The 16747-nt window shown below is 54.6% G+C and carries 17 protein-coding genes; all 17 read left to right on the top strand.

What is annotated here, in order from left to right:
- The first annotated feature begins 2 nt into the window (after positions 1-2).
- The 17 genes from LPB072_RS11965 to LPB072_RS11890 all read left to right on the top strand — a co-directional run bounded on the left by LPB072_RS11965 (position 3) and on the right by LPB072_RS11890 (position 16698).
- Complete coding sequence (locus tag LPB072_RS11965; RefSeq protein ID WP_082876945.1) at positions 3-365, top strand: TrbC/VirB2 family protein; 363 nt, start codon at positions 3-5, stop codon at positions 363-365.
- Positions 366-402: 37 nt separating this feature from the next.
- Entirely contained in the window at positions 403-723 is a 321-nt protein-coding gene (locus LPB072_RS11960; protein WP_066089952.1) for a type IV secretion system protein VirB3, read from the top strand.
- A 34-nt stretch (positions 724-757) separates the two neighbouring features.
- Entirely contained in the window at positions 758-3229 is a 2472-nt protein-coding gene (locus tag LPB072_RS11955) for a VirB4 family type IV secretion/conjugal transfer ATPase (protein ID WP_066089949.1), read from the top strand.
- A 91-nt stretch (positions 3230-3320) separates the two neighbouring features.
- Entirely contained in the window at positions 3321-3725 is a 405-nt protein-coding gene (locus LPB072_RS23895) for a hypothetical protein (protein ID WP_066089946.1), read from the top strand.
- Positions 3726-3852: 127 nt separating this feature from the next.
- Positions 3853-4458 (top strand): hypothetical protein, encoded by a 606-nt coding sequence (locus LPB072_RS11945; RefSeq protein WP_157559307.1) that lies wholly within the window; start codon positions 3853-3855, stop codon positions 4456-4458.
- A 156-nt stretch (positions 4459-4614) separates the two neighbouring features.
- A complete protein-coding gene (locus LPB072_RS11940; RefSeq protein ID WP_082876944.1) occupies positions 4615-5310 on the top strand; it encodes a TraX family protein in 696 nt (231 codons plus the stop codon).
- 93 nt (positions 5311-5403) lie between these two features.
- A complete protein-coding gene (locus LPB072_RS11935) occupies positions 5404-6660 on the top strand; it encodes a TolB family protein (protein WP_066089940.1) in 1257 nt (418 codons plus the stop codon).
- A gap of 40 nt (positions 6661-6700) precedes the next feature.
- Positions 6701-8224 (top strand): hypothetical protein, encoded by a 1524-nt coding sequence (locus LPB072_RS11930; protein ID WP_066089937.1) that lies wholly within the window; start codon positions 6701-6703, stop codon positions 8222-8224.
- 416 nt (positions 8225-8640) lie between these two features.
- Positions 8641-9024 (top strand): hypothetical protein, encoded by a 384-nt coding sequence (locus LPB072_RS23455; protein ID WP_157559306.1) that lies wholly within the window; start codon positions 8641-8643, stop codon positions 9022-9024.
- A 78-nt stretch (positions 9025-9102) separates the two neighbouring features.
- Positions 9103-9390, top strand: coding sequence for a hypothetical protein (locus LPB072_RS23450; protein WP_157694141.1), 288 nt, complete (start codon positions 9103-9105; stop codon positions 9388-9390).
- A gap of 611 nt (positions 9391-10001) precedes the next feature.
- A complete protein-coding gene (locus LPB072_RS11920) occupies positions 10002-10625 on the top strand; it encodes a hypothetical protein (protein WP_157559304.1) in 624 nt (207 codons plus the stop codon).
- Between the two features lie 80 nt (positions 10626-10705).
- Complete coding sequence (locus LPB072_RS11915) at positions 10706-12031, top strand: alpha/beta hydrolase family protein (RefSeq protein ID WP_157559303.1); 1326 nt, start codon at positions 10706-10708, stop codon at positions 12029-12031.
- Positions 12032-12447: 416 nt separating this feature from the next.
- Positions 12448-12810, top strand: a complete 363-nt coding sequence (locus tag LPB072_RS11910) for a hypothetical protein (protein WP_066089928.1) — start codon at positions 12448-12450, stop codon at positions 12808-12810.
- A gap of 26 nt (positions 12811-12836) precedes the next feature.
- A complete protein-coding gene (locus LPB072_RS11905; protein WP_066089924.1) occupies positions 12837-13442 on the top strand; it encodes a hypothetical protein in 606 nt (201 codons plus the stop codon).
- 87 nt (positions 13443-13529) lie between these two features.
- Complete coding sequence (locus LPB072_RS11900) at positions 13530-15221, top strand: type IV secretion system protein (RefSeq protein ID WP_066089921.1); 1692 nt, start codon at positions 13530-13532, stop codon at positions 15219-15221.
- A gap of 124 nt (positions 15222-15345) precedes the next feature.
- Positions 15346-15744: a hypothetical protein gene (locus tag LPB072_RS11895; protein WP_157559302.1), complete on the top strand. Its 399-nt coding sequence runs from the start codon at positions 15346-15348 to the stop codon at positions 15742-15744.
- A 60-nt stretch (positions 15745-15804) separates the two neighbouring features.
- Positions 15805-16698 (top strand): virB8 family protein, encoded by an 894-nt coding sequence (locus LPB072_RS11890; RefSeq protein ID WP_066089914.1) that lies wholly within the window; start codon positions 15805-15807, stop codon positions 16696-16698.
- Positions 16699-16747 lie beyond the last annotated feature (49 nt).

Here is a 16747-nt window from a genome sequence, read left to right as displayed (position 1 = left end):
GGATGAATCGTGGGTTTCAGAAAATTGGCACAGAAGGCAAGACCGTTCTTTCGCTGTGTCTCTTGTTTTCAGTGATGGCTGCCTCTTCGAGTGCGATCGCAGGTGCGCCGGGCTTTGACGCCGCATGCACAAACGTCAGAGGGTTTTTTGAGAATTTCGAATGGCTTTTGAAGCTGGTTTCGATATCTATCGTGACCATCGCCATTGTGTTTGCCGGCTATCAAATTGCATTTGCGCATAAGCGTTTGTCAGATGTTGCTCCAGTTTTGATCGGTGGGTTGCTGATTGGTGGCGCATCCGCAATTGCTGGCTGGTTTACTGCCAACTGGACTCCAGCAGGTGCCGTCGTAGGTTGCGGCACATAAGTGGTTTCAAAGTGTCACGTGTTCCATTGAGAATAGAGTGAAAAAAGATATTCTTTTTCGCGGGTGCACGCGACCCCCAACGATCTTGGGGGTGCCATATATCCCTTTTTTGGTTGGGGCAGGTGTGCCGCTCATGCTTGCCATGTATTTTTCCCTGTACTTGTTGCTGCTGATTCCACTGTCCATATTTGTCATGCGAATAATGGCAAAGAGGGATGAAATGATTTTTCGCTTGATTGGCCTCAATCTGATTTTCAGATTTATTCCAAAAAATCGACAAGAAAATGGTGAGGCATGGGCGTTTGGGCCGTCAAAGTATTCCAAAAAAATTCAAAAAATGACGGGGTATGAATCTTGACCAGTGACGATGGGCTTGATTTCTCCAAATAAATATGATTATCCCAGACGCCAACTACAGCAATTTTCTTCCGTTCAGCTCCCATGTTGATGCACATGTGGTGAAGTCGCGTGAAGGCGACTACATGATCACGTGGCTGCTGAGCGGATTTCCGTTTGTTGGCCGGGAAGACTGGGAGCTGGAACACCGGCATAAGACCTTCAACAGCCTCTTGCAAAGTCTTCGTGCCCCCGATTTCGAAAACATTGCATTCTGGTCGCACGATGTGCGTCGGCGCAGGCCTATCAGAACCGATGGCCGGTTTCCCCATCAGTTCAGTCAACAACTCCACGACACCTATATGGAAAGGTTGTCTGGCAAGAACCTGATGCAAAACGAGTTGTATCTGACCTTGATCTATCGCCCTGTGGTCAGCGGCAAGAGATTCGCGGCCATATCGCGAGATGTCGAAGTGTTGCGCAAGGAAGAAAAGGCCTATCTCGAAAAGATTTATGAGTTGGTGGGCAACGTAGAAGCCTTGCTGCAAGACTATTCGCCCTACCGATTGGGTTTGTACGAAAGTGTTCACAAACAGGTGTTTTCCGAAAACCTGGAGTTTTTCGGCTATCTGGTGAACCATGTGGATGAGCCTGTCCCTGTGTTGACGGCCCCCATTTACGACTACCTGCCGACCAGCAAACACATGTTTTCGACTGGCAGTGGCGATTTCGCGATTCGCAGCTCGAATGGCGACAACTTTTATGGTGCCATTCTCAATATAAAGGAATATGCAGACAGTTCTTGGCCGGGCATTTTGAACGGTTTAAAGTACCTGGAATTTGAATACATCGTCACCCATTCGTTCACACCCATGAGTCGCTACGATTCCATGAAAGCGTTGGAACGAACCAAAGGCGCGATGCTGTCTTCAGAAGACAAGGCAGTGAGTCAGATCGTGGAGTTGGATTTTGCAATGGATCAGCTGGCTTCAGGTAACTTTGTTCTTGGGCAATACCATTTCAATTTGGCCATATTTGCGGCCGACCAAGAAGAGCTCTACAACAACGTATCCCAGGCACGGGCGCAGTTGTCTGGCGCGGGTTTTGTCACTGTCAAAGAAGACGTTGCGATTCCTGCGGCGTTTTATGCCCAGTTGCCTTGCAACTGGCGTTTTCGGCCCCGCATCGCCAATTTGAGTTCTTTGAATTTTCTGGGCTTAAGCCCGTTGCACAATTTTGCCACGGGGAAACCCAACTTCAACCCCTGGGGCCCTTCGGTCAGTATTCTTCAAACGCTGAACAATCAGGCCTACCACTTCAACTTCCATGCCACCCGGCCTCACGAGTATTCATTGGGTGAAAAGGCCATCGCCAATACCATGGTGATCGGTAAATCTGGCACCGGTAAAACGGCATTGATCAATTTTTTACTGGCCCAGGTTCAAAAGATCGAACCCGAACCCACCATTTTCTTCTTTGACAAAGACCGGGGTGCCGAGATTTTCATTAGGGCTTGTGGCGGGCGCTACTTCACACTCGAAAAAGGGCGCCCCACAGGTTTTAACCCTTTGCAGTGTGACAACACGCCAGAAAACGAACAGTTTCTGGTGGAGCTGATACAAACCTTGTGCGCTAAAGAGAAGTACTCGCCTTCAGAGCAAGAAGACTTGATTCGCGCGGTTCGAGCCATTCTCGATACACCCATGCATCTGCGCACCATGAGCAATCTGCAAAAGAGCCTGCCCAATATGGGCGAAGACAGCCTCTTTGAAGCCATTTCGATCTGGTGCAAGGGCGGCCCAGCGGCCTGGGTGTTTGACAACCCCAAAGACAACATCGATCTGGAAGGCGCCAACATCATTGGTTTCGATTACACCGAGGTGATCGAAGACAACAAAACACGCGAACCCATCATCCAGTACCTGCTCCACCGCATGGAGAGCCTGATCGATGGCCGTCCGTTCATCTATGTGATGGACGAGTTCTGGAAGGTGCTTGAAGGCAAAGGAGGTCTCAAAGACTTCGCCAAAAACAAGCAAAAGACCATCCGGAAGCAAAACGGCCTGGGTATTTTTGCCACCCAGAGCCCACAAGACGCTCTCAACAGCGACATCTCCGCCGCACTCATCGAGCAGACCGCCACGCTGATTTTGCTGCCCAACCCCAACGCCGACGCCAAAGACTACCTGGAAGGTCTCAAACTGACCCAGGCCGAGTTTGAGCTGGTTGTGGGTCTTGACGAGCGCAGCCGGTGCTTTCTGGTGAAGCAGGGCCACAACGCTGTGTTGTGCCAGCTCAACCTCAATGGCATGGACGACGAATTGGCCGTGCTTTCAGGTTCCAGCGACAACGTGGAGATCCTGGCGGCGATCCTTAGGGAGCATCCCACACCTGAGTTGCCTGACACCTGGCTACCCGAGTTTCACGCTCGTCGAAAAGGCATGCGTACAACCCGCAAGGCGGCATTGGCCAGCAGCAATGAGTTTTTGCGCCATGCACCCACGGAACTGGTGCCGGGTGAGGTGTGAACACCGAGGCTCATTCACACGGGTGTTTGGATCAAATGGCGTGCGTTGGGCCTGCAATGATCAAAGTCTGTCACACACAGGGAAGAGAAAAATGAAAATTTCGAATGGGGTCTTGGGCGTTGCGCTGATGCTGTCAGTTTCTTGCGTTTGGGCGGGAGCAGGGGAGTCCAAATGCGGTGGCCTTGCCCCCTCAGGGACCGATACGGGTGGTGCCTACTTCAACAATGACCTGCCAGCGGGTCAAGATGTCTTCTCCTTTTGCGCCTTTGGCTACCCACCGCATTGCTGGGTGGGGGTGGAACCCATTTCGGGCACATGGGAGATCGTGAACCAGTACTGTTTCAACTCAAAGTGGACCCAAAAATATGAAGAGGTCTGTCCGAAGGCCAAGAGTATCGGCACCTGGAAAGCTCAAGGAAAAATGCCCTTCAGCTACAAGGGCAAAGCCGGTGCCCCAGACGGCCTCGAGCAATGTGATCATTTGATGGAGCAATAGACCTTCACGCTTAGGCGTCATTTGATGGATCTCAAACCCCACCGAACCACACTGACGATATGGCGATAGCTTTTCGTCAGCGTTGCGGCGGTGAAAAAAATCAATAACCGGGTCAATGGAGGAATACATGAACCGTTTTTCAAAAGGTGTGTTGGTTGCTGGCATGGGTGCGTTGTCGACACTCTTGATGGCGCCATCGGCGCAGGCGCTGGAACTAAAACTACCCAGCATCGACATGAACAATCTGGGAGAGTTGCCCGAGGGGATCGATCCTGCCGATTTGCTGCCCGATTCCATGAAACTCCCCAAATTGCCCGATGGTTTCGATATGCCTGAGCCCGGTTCAACACCCGGTATGCCAGTGGCCTGCCTGCAAAAAGGCAAACTCGATATCAAGCGCCCGTCTATGCCACTGATCACCTGCAGTGAAACGATCCCGATCGGCAAGGCCACATCGGCTGCGCTGCAAGATGCCTGCAGCAAAAACCTGGAACCCATGAAACTGGTCGATCCTGGTTACACCGCAGTTGTGGTTCCCCTTTGCCCAAAAGCACCCCCCTCTCTCGGGACCTGCATTGGCGCCAAGGGGGGCAGCAAGGAAGGCAGCATCGCCATCAGCAACCACTATCACTACACCCCTCAAAACCTGTTCGAGTGGATCAAGAGCCGCAAGAATTGTGAAAAAGCCGAAGGCAAGTGGTTTGGACTGGGCAGCGTCTTCGGGTTCTTTTGATGAGGTCGCCGGCGGACGCTTCGCCAGCGTGAAATCGAAGCCAGAATGCGCTGAAGACCTCGTGGCCAAAAAATCAAAGTGTTATCCGCAGCAGTTGCAGTTGCAGTTGAAGCTGCGACGGCTGCAATGCCTTGTGTCGCATGGTGAGGCTTGGGCGTGAGGGCCATTCTTGTTCCGAACGGAAGCATCGAGCTGCTGAAGTGGGCCGGTCTGGTGCTGATGACCGGCGACCACGTCAACAAATACCTGTTCAACGAAACATTGCCCATGCTCTATGAGGCTGGGCGGGTGTGCCTGCCTGTCTTCCTGTTCGTGCTTGCCTACAACCTCGCGCGACCCGGCGCTTTGACGCACCATGTATATGAACGCACCATGCTGCGCTTGGGTGTGTTTGGGCTTCTGGCTTGTCCGCCCTTTGTTCTATTGGGCGGGCTTTCCCAAGGCTGGTGGCCGTTGAACGTGCTCTTTACGCTGCTGGTGGTTGCCGCAACCGCTTATCTGATTGAAAAGGGAGGTGCGTACCGATGGACCGCTCTGGCGACGTTCCTGATCGGCGGCGTGCTGGTCGAATACTGGTGGCCTGCGGTCGCACTCGGACTGTGCTGCTGGTGGTACTTCAAAAACCCCAATGCCTGGGCACTGATCGGGGCGCTGCTTTCCTGCGCGCTGCTGGCTGCGGTCAACGGCAACCATTGGGCGCTCGCAGCCATCCCACTCATTGCGCTCTTCGCTCGGGCAAACATCCCGGCCTCCCGCATACGCTGGATGTTCTATGTCTATTACCCTGTCCACTTGGTTGCGATTGCACTGATTCGCATCCCGATGAGGCAAGCGGGATACCTGTTCAATTGACCCCTTTTGCCGCTCTCTGTTTTCTAATGGCGGAATCAAAGTCCTTGTTCCACTCTGAGGGCGCTGGCCCGCACCTGTCTTCCAGGGAACCCCATGTACATTCAAATTTTCACATTGCCATTCACCTCCAGGGGGCGTCGCGCCATACTCTTTTTCTCGGCCGTGCTCGCTTTGACAGCCTGTGCGCCCGGCGTGCCGCGCTTTGGCAACTACGGTGGGCCGGTGGCGCCGGCCAGCGAATCCAAGCCTGCAGGTGTTGACGTTTGCGCCGTCGCCCAGCCCACCTCGATTTGTTGGACACCCGTGCAGGCCCGCTTCCACCCCAATGGCGAACAGATGGTTGTGAACCTCTGCAGCAACCGCCTTGGCGCCATCTATTACTGCCGTTTGGTCGAATACCGATGGGCTGATCAGCGCTGGCGCTTGCTGCCGGGGCAGGAAGAGGGCAAGAGCTACCAATACCCCAGTTATTCCGCCGATGGCAAAACGCTGGTGTTCGGCGTGGCCACCTGCGAGCAGCCCGACTGCAAAGAAAACAGCGGCTACGGCCAGCTGGCCACCATGGCCGTGCAAGCCGCAGCAGGGTCTGACACGGTTTACGGCCCGCTCAAGCTGCTGCCCGTCGCCGGCATCAGCCGCCCCAACTTCAGCCCCGACGGCCAACAAATTTTGTACTGGCGCAGCCACCACCAAAGCCGCCTGGCCAGCGGGCGCAACATCGGCAGCATCTCGGTGTTCGGCTACAAACCCGCCACCGACGAAGAAGCCAACCTGGTGCCAGGGCTGCACACCGAGACGGCCAAGGTGCACTTCATCAACGCGTTGTCTGGGCCGCGGTATTCGCTGGATGGGCGCGCAATTCGGTTCACGGCATTGGACGATGGTTTCTGGGCCAGGGACCAGCAAGCTGTGCGCGCCGGCATGACGGATGTGGAATACAACGTCAAGACGGGAAAAGCCGTGGATCGCACTTTTCACCGTGTCGCCCAAGGACTCGGCCGGGTATATGCCGAGCATCCGGTGCAAGGCATTTTGGCCGGCCCGGGGAACCTGCGTTTGGTTGACCCGACTCCACCGTATGCAACCCGTGCGGCGTTCTTTTCACCCGAGCCATCTCAGGTGTCTGACGCCGATATCGATCGGGCGGGAGTTTGGGCGGCGGGGTTGTCCGGGCTTCAATCCATGATGAGTGGGCGCCAAGGGCCGAGGCGAGCGTATTGGCTAACCACTGAGGATGCCAAAGACTTGCGAAAACAAGTGGTGACAGCGCCAGTGTTTTCATTGGTGCACATCAAATCCGAAGAAGTCAAGGCGGTGCAATGGCCCAATGTTGAAAGCTTGAAACCATGAGTCTTATGTGCGATTCATAGATCGATAGGGAGGAAATTCCATGAGCGAGACCACTCGCCCCACAGCCACAGGCTCCGGCGGCGTTGTACCCCGTTTTGGCATGTACGCTGGCCCCAATTATGCGGGGGGCAGATCCTTGCATGTGGGAGAGTTGCCCACCGCAGAAGACTGGCAAGTGCGTCCCATAGGATTTCTTGACGACGTGACCCGCGACCACGACATCAACTACACCTACATCGAAAAGGTATACCAAGGCAACGACGCAACGAGCAAGGCCGAACGGACCCTGGCGCTGTGGCAAGCCGACAAAGAAATGCTGGGAAACATGCTGGGCTACCAACCCACCAACTGGCTCGAAGGCCAATACCGCGATGCCGCTATCAAGGCCTTTGTGGCCAAGGCCGACACCAGCTACCGGCCAGCGGTGGACGTGGTCAGCGAATGGAACCGCGATCTGGCGGGTATCGACCCCAAATTTCCGGCCTTGAACGCCAGCGAGAGCGGGCGTGCCCAATGGAGTCTGCCCAGCCTGGTTCACGCAGGCGCCACCTACACCAGCACAGGCATGCAAGCGCTATCAACCAGCGGCGTCAACAGCCAGGTGGCGATGATGTTCAATGAACATATCAAGCCTCGCCATATCGATCCGCTCAATCCTTCAACTCGGGACAACGCCTACCCGGAGCTCGATCGTGACGATTCACACCGAATCTTGGTACCGCAACGCGACCACAATGAATCCAGCGTATTTACGGCGGAAGGAAATATTGATGGGCGGAGAATAATGGTCTGGTATGACCAAGAGGCGGTGAAACTGACTCGAACTGTCTACAACGGGGACAGTGTCGAGTCCAAAACGACTTACAAAGGCGAAAAAGCAGCTGGCACAGGCGGGGAAAGATATGGGTATGCTGATTTCGACGTCACCCGCCAAGAATTTGTCAACGGCCAATCCAAAGCCGATCCTGTCAAACTCCCATCGGTCAAAGCGCCCGAAACCCCGGAGCTCAAAGAAAGCGACCACACCCGCGCCATCAAGCCCAATGTGGAACAGGGCCACAGTTCCCAATACCCCGCCAAACCCACAGCAGAAGACCGAGCCTGGCACAGCGGCACCACGGTCGACCGCGCAGCCCCTTCCCCCGAAGGGCCGAACGGGGCTTCCTCTGCCTCACCACTCTCGCCCATCTCCCAAAGCCTGCTTGAAACCAGCGAACGCCACGTGCGCCAGGTGGCAGAACAACACGGCCTGCCGTGGAACACGGGCTTAAGCAACACCGCCCACGCCATCGCTGCCAGCGCCAGAGGGCAGGGCATGAGCGACATCAACCTGTTTCGGGTGGCCGACGGACAAATCCGCTACGGCCAACTCGACGGCGCCATGCTCAAAGACGGCGTGCTCGACGCCCGTCAGGCCGCCAACCAGCCCATGACCGATTCGCTGGAGCGTTTGGGGCAGCTCGATCAGCAGCAACAGCAAGATCAGCTAGCGACAAGGCGCGTTTCGCAGTCAGAAGTTCAGCAAACCCGCGCGCACGAGCCCTTGATGGCTCGAGCGGTTTGAAAGCTTGCCGCAAGCGTGTTTGTCGCCCGCTTACCCTTGCTTCCCTCGCATGCCTTTGCGTTCAAAGGCCGGCGTCAGGTATCCGTTGGAACGCCGGTCCGTAAGCATCATTGATCCGCAGGCTACCGCACCTCGCTCCGCGTCTACTCCAGGAGTTCAATTTAGGTCAATAGTTGCTGCGCATCCTCTCTTTGCCTGTTTACAGCTTACAAATTCTCATTCTTTATCATTCGAATGTGATTATAAGTAAGTCTTTTGGTCGCAAAATTTAGTATGCTCTCGGTGTCGCCATAGGTAGGTCGGTAGTAGTAGTGCTGTGCATTTTTTGCCATGTACGAGTCCTTCTTTCGGTACCTCGGCTTTGCCCCTGTTTTCTCTCTATCTGCTTCAACGCCATTCCAGGAAGGAAAAAACCCATGAAGACCCCGTTTACGCCAAAAACCTCAAACTTGTTGAGTCGCCGTCGGCTCATGGGCCATGTGGTGCTGGGCGGGGCTGCGGCCATGGTGTTGACGGCTTGTGGGGGGGGTAGCGATGGCGGCAGCGGTGATGACGGCAACTCGGGCCAAGAAGCCAAGCTGATAGCTGCTTACGATAAATTGGAACGAGGCATGGATTGGACAGATGTTGAGGCACTAGTTGGGTTCTCTGCAAATGATGTGAGAGCCCCCTCATTGCTTCGGTGGGTTGTTGGTAACGTAGTACTACGTGTAGAATTTCGTACCGGAAATTTGCTAATTGCATCGGCATCACTAAAAATCGGATCTAATCCAAGTGCAAATAGGGCGTGGGAAGTATGAAGGCAAAATTTTTGCAGATTGCCATGCTTGCATACTTGTCAATCTACTCCATTCAGGCTCAAGCACAGTGGGCAGTCTATGATGACGAAGAAAAAAGAGGTACTAGACTTAATTAATAAATCAGATAATTTTTCAGATTATGGGCAGGGCACCACATATCCACAATATCAGGGGAGTCGAACTTCGGAAGGCGACATTAATTTTGGCGATGCCGATAAATCTGTGACGCTGAAGAGCCTTGATACCGAATTCCATGCCGCTTCCAATTTGCCTCAATTAGCCGATGCTGAGAAGCTTAAATATGTTGGCACGGAAGCAGATTGTGGGCGGAAAAAAGCGCACCGCAGCACTGGGCTGCTTGTATGAGGCTTCGCAACTTACGGCTGCAAACCCTTGTTCAAAGTCAGGCGTTGCTAAAAAACATTGCAGCGCGAAGAGAGCAGATTGTTAAAGTGATTCACTTGGCCCGAGATATTCCTTCGGGTCAAGACACAAAATCCGCCGGTCAACTCCAGCGGGCTCAGTTCGAAGTCCAAGGCCAGCAAGCCTTGATGCAAGCCAATGCCTTTTCCCTCTAGGTGTTGTTGGATGATTACCGGAAGTTGATTTTTGGGTAGGTCTTGCCTTTTTCCCTTGATTCATAGACTCTAATTGCTGATTGGATAGGAGTGAACTAAGTCTTGGTAGGCATCTAAGAATTGAGTTGGATACAGGCAGAACTTGAGTTGTGGATTATCCATTTTCCACTCAATTTTGATGGTAGTTTTGTGTAAGAATAATTGGTTTTCAACGCTGTCGCCCACCCACCAATTCACGCCAAAAAGCAAGATAACCGGCAACCGAGAATGAACCCACCAGCCATCACCATGCATCGCATACGTTTCCCGTTGTCAGGCTCAAAGAAATGCCTGGGGCTTGGCCTCATGCTGGCGTTTGGGCTCTCAGCCTGTCAACCCACCGGTTCGAAACCTGCTCCCATGAATGATTCCACCACCACCAGTTCCAGCGCTGCCAAATCTGACGCCAAGAATGACAAATCTGCACAGAAAGAGCTGTACCGCTTGAACCCGGCGCCCAAAGAGGGCTACGAGGTCACACTGACGATCGAGAATGCGCCGGGGCCGTTCAAACAAGTGAGCTGGAGCGCGATGTATCAGGCCAAGGGTTGCAGCTACGTCGTCAACGATTTCGCCGGTGTCCGTGGCGAGCCGGAGAAGGTGATTGAACTGCCCTTCAAGAAACAAGCTGACGGCAGCTATGTGGCCACTGTGTACCTTGATGCCATGCTGGATGAAGACTATTACGGCAACGGGGTCTGCAAGTGGGCGCTTTCCGGAGTAGGCGCCGGAGGGACACCAACTGGCGCATCTGATGAAACCGCGTTCAATGCCCACATAGATCTACAGCACCTATCGTTTGGCGAACCCCAGTCGATGTACTACCGCAAAGAGTTGTACGGAACCAAAGTAGTTGAGGATGCGAATGAAATATCCAAGTCTTCAAGGGCCGCCTTCGGGTGGGAGGATCCAAGCAAGTTTGGGGCGGCGTTGCAAGGTCAGGTTTTCTCTATGAAGCTTGTGCCAAGAAAGATCAATCCATGACAACGGGTAGCCAAGGCTATGCTGACCTGGCGAAAGATTCTTACGCAGATCGAGCGCCAACCCCTGTTGGTGGAGAGCCAGTGCCTATAGGGCAACACCGATACAAAATACTTGATCACGCTGATAACCCGCGTACCGGCTACCAAGGCACGATCTACCAGCGGGTAGATACTGGCGAGATCATCGTTGCGCATCGAGGCACAGAGTTCGACCGAGAAGCCCTCAAGGATGGACTGCTGGCGGATGGTGGCATGGTCTTCAATCGATCAAATCTGCAAGTGCCCGATGCAATCGAGCTAACCAGAAAAGCCTTGCATTTGGCCAACTCGCAAGCTTCAGACTTCAACGGTCATCCACCCCCCGTCACTGTCACCGGCCATTCCCTCGGCGGCACCCTGGCCCAGGTCACCGCCCACCATTTCGACCTCAAAGGTGAAACCTTCAATGCCTACGGCGCCCACAGCCTGGGCCTGCGCATTCCGGAGGGCGGCAACGCGGTCACCAACCATGTGATGGCGGGCGACATGGTGAGCGCAGGCAGTGGGCACTACGGCCAGGTCAAGGTCTACGCTGAGCCTCAGGAGATCACGGGCCTCGCCACCAAAGGGTTCGACAACACTACCCACTGGAGCGACCGGCTGCGAGGCTACAGCCCCGTCAACTTCGCCACCGGTACCACACCCCACAATACCCTGGGCGCTGCCATCAGCCTGGCCGATAGCCACAAGATGCACCATTTTGTGAACACCAATAGCGCAGGCAAGCCAGACCACTCGGTGCTCAACGATTCCGCCGCCATCGAGCGCGCCCAAACCAACGCCACAGCCATTGACGAGTACCGAGGCAACGTCAGGAGCACCCGCGGTTCACTGACCGCTGTCAGCCGGAATCCGGTTGAAACCGTGATCGATAGCGTGAACTTCATTCGTGGCCCGCTGCCACCCGGCGAACCAGCACGCCTCGAAGAACTGGAAAACAAGCGCCACTCCTCGGCCCCGGCCCGCGCTGGTGCAGGAACGCTGTCGCCCACCTCCCATAGCCTGCTTGAAGCCAGCGAACGCCACGTGCGCCAAGTGGCAGAACAACACGGCCTGCCGTGGAACACCGGTCTCGACAACACCGCCCACGCCATTGCCGCCAGCGCCAGAGGGCAGGGCATGAGCGACATCAACCTGTTTCGGGTGGCTGACGGACAAATCCGCTACGGCCAACTCGACGGCGCCATGCTCAAAGACGGCGTGCTCAACGCCCGTCACGCCGCCAACCAGCCCATGGCCGATTCGCTGGAGCGTTTGGGGCAGCTCGACCAGCAGCAACAGCAAGATCAACTCGCGACAAGGCACGTTTCGCAGTCAGAAGTGCAGCAAACCCATGCGCACGAGCCCTTGATGGCTCGAACGGTTTGAAGGCTTGCAGCAAGCGTATTTGTCGCCCACTTGCCCTTGCTTTCCTCGTATGCCTTCCCGCTCAAAGGCCCGCGTCAAGGATCCGTTGGAACGCCGGTCCGTAAGCATCATTGATCCGCGGGCTGCCAAACCTCGCTCCACGTCTACTCCAGGGGTTCGATTTAAGTCAATAGTTGCTGCGCATCCTCGCTTTGTCTGTTGCCAGCTTACAAATTCTCATTCTTTATCATTCGAATGTGATTATTAGTAAGTCTTTTGGTCGCAAAATTTAGTATGCTCTCGGTGTCGCCATAGGTACGTCGGTAGTAGTAGTGCTGTGCATTTTTTGCCATGTACGAGTCCTTCTTTCGGTACCTCGGCTTTGCCCCTGTTTTCTCTCTATCTGCTTCAACGCCATTCCAGGAAGGAAAAAACCCATGAAGACCCCGTTTACGCCAAAAACCTCAAACTTGTTGAGTCGCCGTCGGCTCATGGGCCATGTGGTGCTGGGCGGCGCAGCGGCGCTAGTGTTGTCGGCCTGTGGGGGCGGCGGTGACAGCAGCACCAATTCAAAAGATTTGGTGGTAGCGCTTGATCGACTTGAGCCAGGAATGACAATTGAAGAGGCGATAGCCGCTATAGGCTGGCCTGCAAATGCAGGTGATCGCGCTTGGACTGACTCAGGAAATCAGCTGTTACTTTTTACTAAGGGCAAGCCATATGACGATGCAACGTACTTGGATGTGGCCACCCTAAGACTCATTGACCGTACCATTACGCGCTATTATTTTGTTGAGTGAATTAACTCAAGTTTGATGGAGTCTTTATGCGGATTATCGCAATAGTTTTTGGGATTTTGACGTACAGCGAAATTGCATCGGCACAATGGGCGGTACTGGATCAAAGTGTGCTCGACATGGTTGAAAAAATCAACAATACATCGTCCGGCTCTGCAAATGCGTTAACCCACTTCGCTGATCAAGCCTTGCTGGATGCGGATTTCAAAACAATTCCCCTGGCAAACCCCGAGAAATACATAGGAACGACGGCGGACTGTGGCGATGAAAAGCTTAATGCAAATCATTATAATGCATGCATAGGTTTGAGAAATCTGAGGATAAAGACCTTGGAGCAAACATTTGATATTCTTAAGAATATAAATGATCGACGGGAATCGATTAAAACAGTAGTCAATAATGGCTCTGGAACTTCAAATGCGGGCGCGTTGCAAAAACAGCAGTTTATTTTGCAGGGGATTCAAGCAAATTTGCAAAACGATTCCACGCAGCTTCAAGCTCTACATTTTGGCTACAAGCAACGTGAGGCTATGTTTGAAATGCAAATGGCCGAGGCGCGCCGCGCGACCGACACCCGAGCAGCACCAGGGCCGGCTGGGTTGAGCATCACTTTGCCTGTGAAATTCCCAAGGTAGATCGGTGTGTGGAACCATGGAATTCGTCGCATGTTTCCACATGCAATTCATTGAATCTCGCATTGCCTTTTGAATAGAAGCACCCCGATGCCTTGCGCCACCATATCCATTCCTGCTGCCTTGCTGACGGCTTTGGGTCCCAACCTGGACATCAAATACCTCACCCTGATCAACAACGCCGAATTCATGTGCCAGACACGTGGTTATCTGATTGATGACATGTTGATTGGCACCTACCGTGAGCTGGTGGCAGGACAATTGGGCAAGGCCTTGGCCTATATTTCCACGACCATTGTAACCATTTGGGTGATTTTTCAAGGATTCATGCTGATTTCTGGGGCGAATCGCACCCCGGTGGTTTCACTGCTGTTTCAGACTGGCAAGATTGTGGCCATCATGACCGTCGTTTCGCTGTTGGCGGTGAATTCGCCAATGGTCGCGGAAATCGTGTTGGGTTTTCAGGGGTTGATCACCGCGGCCATTGTGGGCGCAGGCACCGATATTTACCAGATCGTTGACATGAATCTCGCCGTGGCGCAGGTTTTTAACGCTTTGATTGACAGTTTGCCCGGTGGCCAACAGGTAGGTGCAGATGGAAATTCATTGACTCGAATCGCCGCACTGGTGGGGCAAAGCGGCCCGGCGGTATTGGTTTCAATCATGGCCATCATGGCCGAGATTTCCATCACGCTGGCGATCATGCTGGCGCCGCTGTTCATTTTCTTTTTGATGTTCAAACAGACTTCCGGCATGTTTGTGACCTGGGCCAAATTCCTGCTCGGCACCATGGTGTCGTTGGCCATGCTGACTTTGCTCTCAAGCATCTTGCTCGACATGATGATGCGGTATGGCGCCATGATCATTGCGGCGTTCTATGCCAACGGTATGTTGGCTGGCACGGGCATCGGGTTCGATATTGGGGGCAGTGCCATGCAACTTGCGGCATTGGGCTCCTTGTCAACGGCATTGCTGATGATGATTCCGCCACTGATCATGCAGTTTTTCAACTCGGGTGCTTCGTTCGCGGCCGGCGCCATGATGGGCATGATGGGTGGCGGCGCGGCCGGTGCTGGCGTGATGGGCGTGATGGGGTCAATGAGTGGCCAGAATGGACAAAACGGACAGGGCGCCTTAGGCACAAGCGGAAACGGCGGCGTTGCGCCCAACCTGGGCTACAACGGTGGCCCCGGTGGCATGACCGGTTCCAACAATGCCATGTTGTTGAACAAGGCCAACAGTGGCTCCAATGTCATTGCAGGCTCAGATTCGAAAATGGGACCAGGCCGTATGGGGTTGAACGCAGACAGTGGCGCCCACGCAAAGGTAGCGTCGATCAACGACAGTCAGTCGGCCAACAATGACTTCCGCGGAGGAGGGACCGGCTCCAACGTCAACAACAACGCCAACAACAACAGCAATGCGGCCGCTGGTACCGGCCTGCCGAAGTATGCCAATGGCACCGATGTTGAGGATGCCAAGTTTCGGGAGAATCGCAATTGGGGCACGGGCGGGTCGTTGCCAGTGGACGGCAGCCAATCGGTGGGCGGCACCGCAGTTGCAAAGGAGTCCAACGCGGTCAAAAGCGCTGAAGGCAATGCAGATGCCAAGAGCATGCATGGTGGGGGAGGGTCTGGAGTCGGAGCTATGTCTTCGACCAATGTTCATGCCATACCGCCCGGTCAAGCCGGGATCGCAAACACCGCTGGCGCGCAATACGCTGAGTTGAGATACGGCTCGCGAACCGTTGAGCATGCCAATGCCAACAAGGGCACTGCCTGATGGTGTTTGGACTTCTTAATGCAAAGCTGGTTGGCCCCAACAATCACACAATTCTCTTCCCTTTCTTTTCTATTTGCTCCTCAAGCACATGACACCACATCAGCCTGTTCGTAAGTTTTTGACTTTGGGTCGCATTATTTTCGTTGTTGCCGCAGTTGCACTGCTGCAAGCCTGTGTGGCGCCCCCTGTGGCTGTTGATATGGCCGACAACTGGAAGCCCCTCAACAGCCTGGACACCGAACCGCAGGAAATCCCGCTGAAAGAAGAAGTGGCGCTGCACAAGTTTCAGATGCTGCCCACCGATTCAAGTCTGCGCAACATGCTGGAGCGCTGGGCCAAGGAGAGCGATGGCGCCCTGGATTGGCAATACCCCACCGATCTCACCCTGGTAAGCGGTTTGTCGGCCATCAAAGACAACAACCTGCAGCGCGCTTTGGGCGTGGTGCGGCGCACCTATGCGGCGCAGAAGGTTCGGGTGCAGGTGTCTCCCAACAAGTCGATGCTGGTCACGAAACTGCCTTGAGCGAGCCGGTGAGGGTTTTGGGCCCGACGGGGTTGGATGTAATGGTTTTTCAGGGCTGATATGGCATTGTTCAAACGCGAACTTTCAGAAGCTTCGCAGCAAATTCTCAAGAAATCGGTGGATTTTGAAACCTCCGTGGTCACCATGGTCAGGCGCAGCGAACGCCGGGCATGGATCGTGGCGATGTGCTCGATGGCGGTCACTGTGTGCCTGGTGGCGGGTATCGCCTACATGTTGCCGTTGAAGGAAAAGGTGCCGTATTTGGTGACGGTCGACCTCAAGCGCAGCACGAGCACGGTCTCGCCCCTGCGCGACAACATCGCCGCCACAGGCATTTACGCCAGTGAAGCGCTGAACCGAAGCCAGGTGGCGCGGTTTGTGCAGTCGCGCGAGGGGTACGACTACGACACCATCAACGAGCACGACTGGGAATACGTGGCCTCTATGTCGAATGATCAGGTCAAGGGCCTGTTCGTCAAACAGTTCGACGGCACCCCCAACAGCCCCGAAAAGCGCTGGGGTCGAGACAATGCGATTCGCATCAAGGTCAACAGCATCGTGTTCAACGGTTTGGACGAGGAGCGCGGCGCGCGCCCGACCGGCGCCACGGTGCGCTTCGAAAAGTGGAAGTTCGACAAAAAGACGGGCAAGAGCACTTATCTGAGCAGCCACGTGGCAACGCTGCGGTATGAATACAAGGCGAACCTGAAAATGAACGAAGAACTGCGGCTGCGCAACCCGTTGGGCTTTCAGGTCACGGCCTACAAGGTGGACGATGAATTCAACGCACCTGTGTTCAAGGCCGGCACCGAAGACAAGAGCATTCCGGTGTTGAACGAAGAGGAAGGCATCAGCTTCAGGGGGGGCGACTCTCCCGAAGCCGCGCCGACCCAGGCGCCAGCCCTGCAACCGAGCTTGCCCGGCGCGCCGGCAACGCCCACGCTGGGCCAGTGATCAATGTTTTCGATTCCAACTGGATTTTTTGAATGGACGGGGGATACAC

This window comes from Hydrogenophaga crassostreae, from assembly GCF_001761385.1.
GTDB classification, from domain to species: domain Bacteria; phylum Pseudomonadota; class Gammaproteobacteria; order Burkholderiales; family Burkholderiaceae_C; genus Hydrogenophaga; species Hydrogenophaga crassostreae.
Note: the sequence above shows the minus strand (reverse complement) of the source record. Positions and strands in the feature narration are given on the sequence as shown.

Bases quoted from the DNA above. Each gene is read 5' to 3' on its own strand.
- LPB072_RS11965 (WP_082876945.1), top strand. From the start codon at position 3: ATGAATCGTGGGTTTCAGAAAATTGGCACAGAAGGCAAGACCGTTCTT.
- LPB072_RS11955 (WP_066089949.1), top strand. From the start codon at position 758: ATGATTATCCCAGACGCCAACTACAGCAATTTTCTTCCGTTCAGCTCC.
- LPB072_RS23895 (WP_066089946.1), top strand. From the start codon at position 3,321: ATGAAAATTTCGAATGGGGTCTTGGGCGTTGCGCTGATGCTGTCAGTT.
- LPB072_RS11945 (WP_157559307.1), top strand. From the start codon at position 3,853: ATGAACCGTTTTTCAAAAGGTGTGTTGGTTGCTGGCATGGGTGCGTTG.
- LPB072_RS11935 (WP_066089940.1), top strand. From the start codon at position 5,404: ATGTACATTCAAATTTTCACATTGCCATTCACCTCCAGGGGGCGTCGC.
- LPB072_RS11930 (WP_066089937.1), top strand. From the start codon at position 6,701: ATGAGCGAGACCACTCGCCCCACAGCCACAGGCTCCGGCGGCGTTGTA.
- LPB072_RS23455 (WP_157559306.1), top strand. From the start codon at position 8,641: ATGAAGACCCCGTTTACGCCAAAAACCTCAAACTTGTTGAGTCGCCGT.
- LPB072_RS23450 (WP_157694141.1), top strand. From the start codon at position 9,103: ATGATGACGAAGAAAAAAGAGGTACTAGACTTAATTAATAAATCAGAT.
- LPB072_RS11920 (WP_157559304.1), top strand. From the start codon at position 10,002: ATGAATGATTCCACCACCACCAGTTCCAGCGCTGCCAAATCTGACGCC.
- LPB072_RS11910 (WP_066089928.1), top strand. From the start codon at position 12,448: ATGAAGACCCCGTTTACGCCAAAAACCTCAAACTTGTTGAGTCGCCGT.
- LPB072_RS11905 (WP_066089924.1), top strand. From the start codon at position 12,837: ATGCGGATTATCGCAATAGTTTTTGGGATTTTGACGTACAGCGAAATT.
- LPB072_RS11900 (WP_066089921.1), top strand. From the start codon at position 13,530: ATGCCTTGCGCCACCATATCCATTCCTGCTGCCTTGCTGACGGCTTTG.
- LPB072_RS11890 (WP_066089914.1), top strand. From the start codon at position 15,805: ATGGCATTGTTCAAACGCGAACTTTCAGAAGCTTCGCAGCAAATTCTC.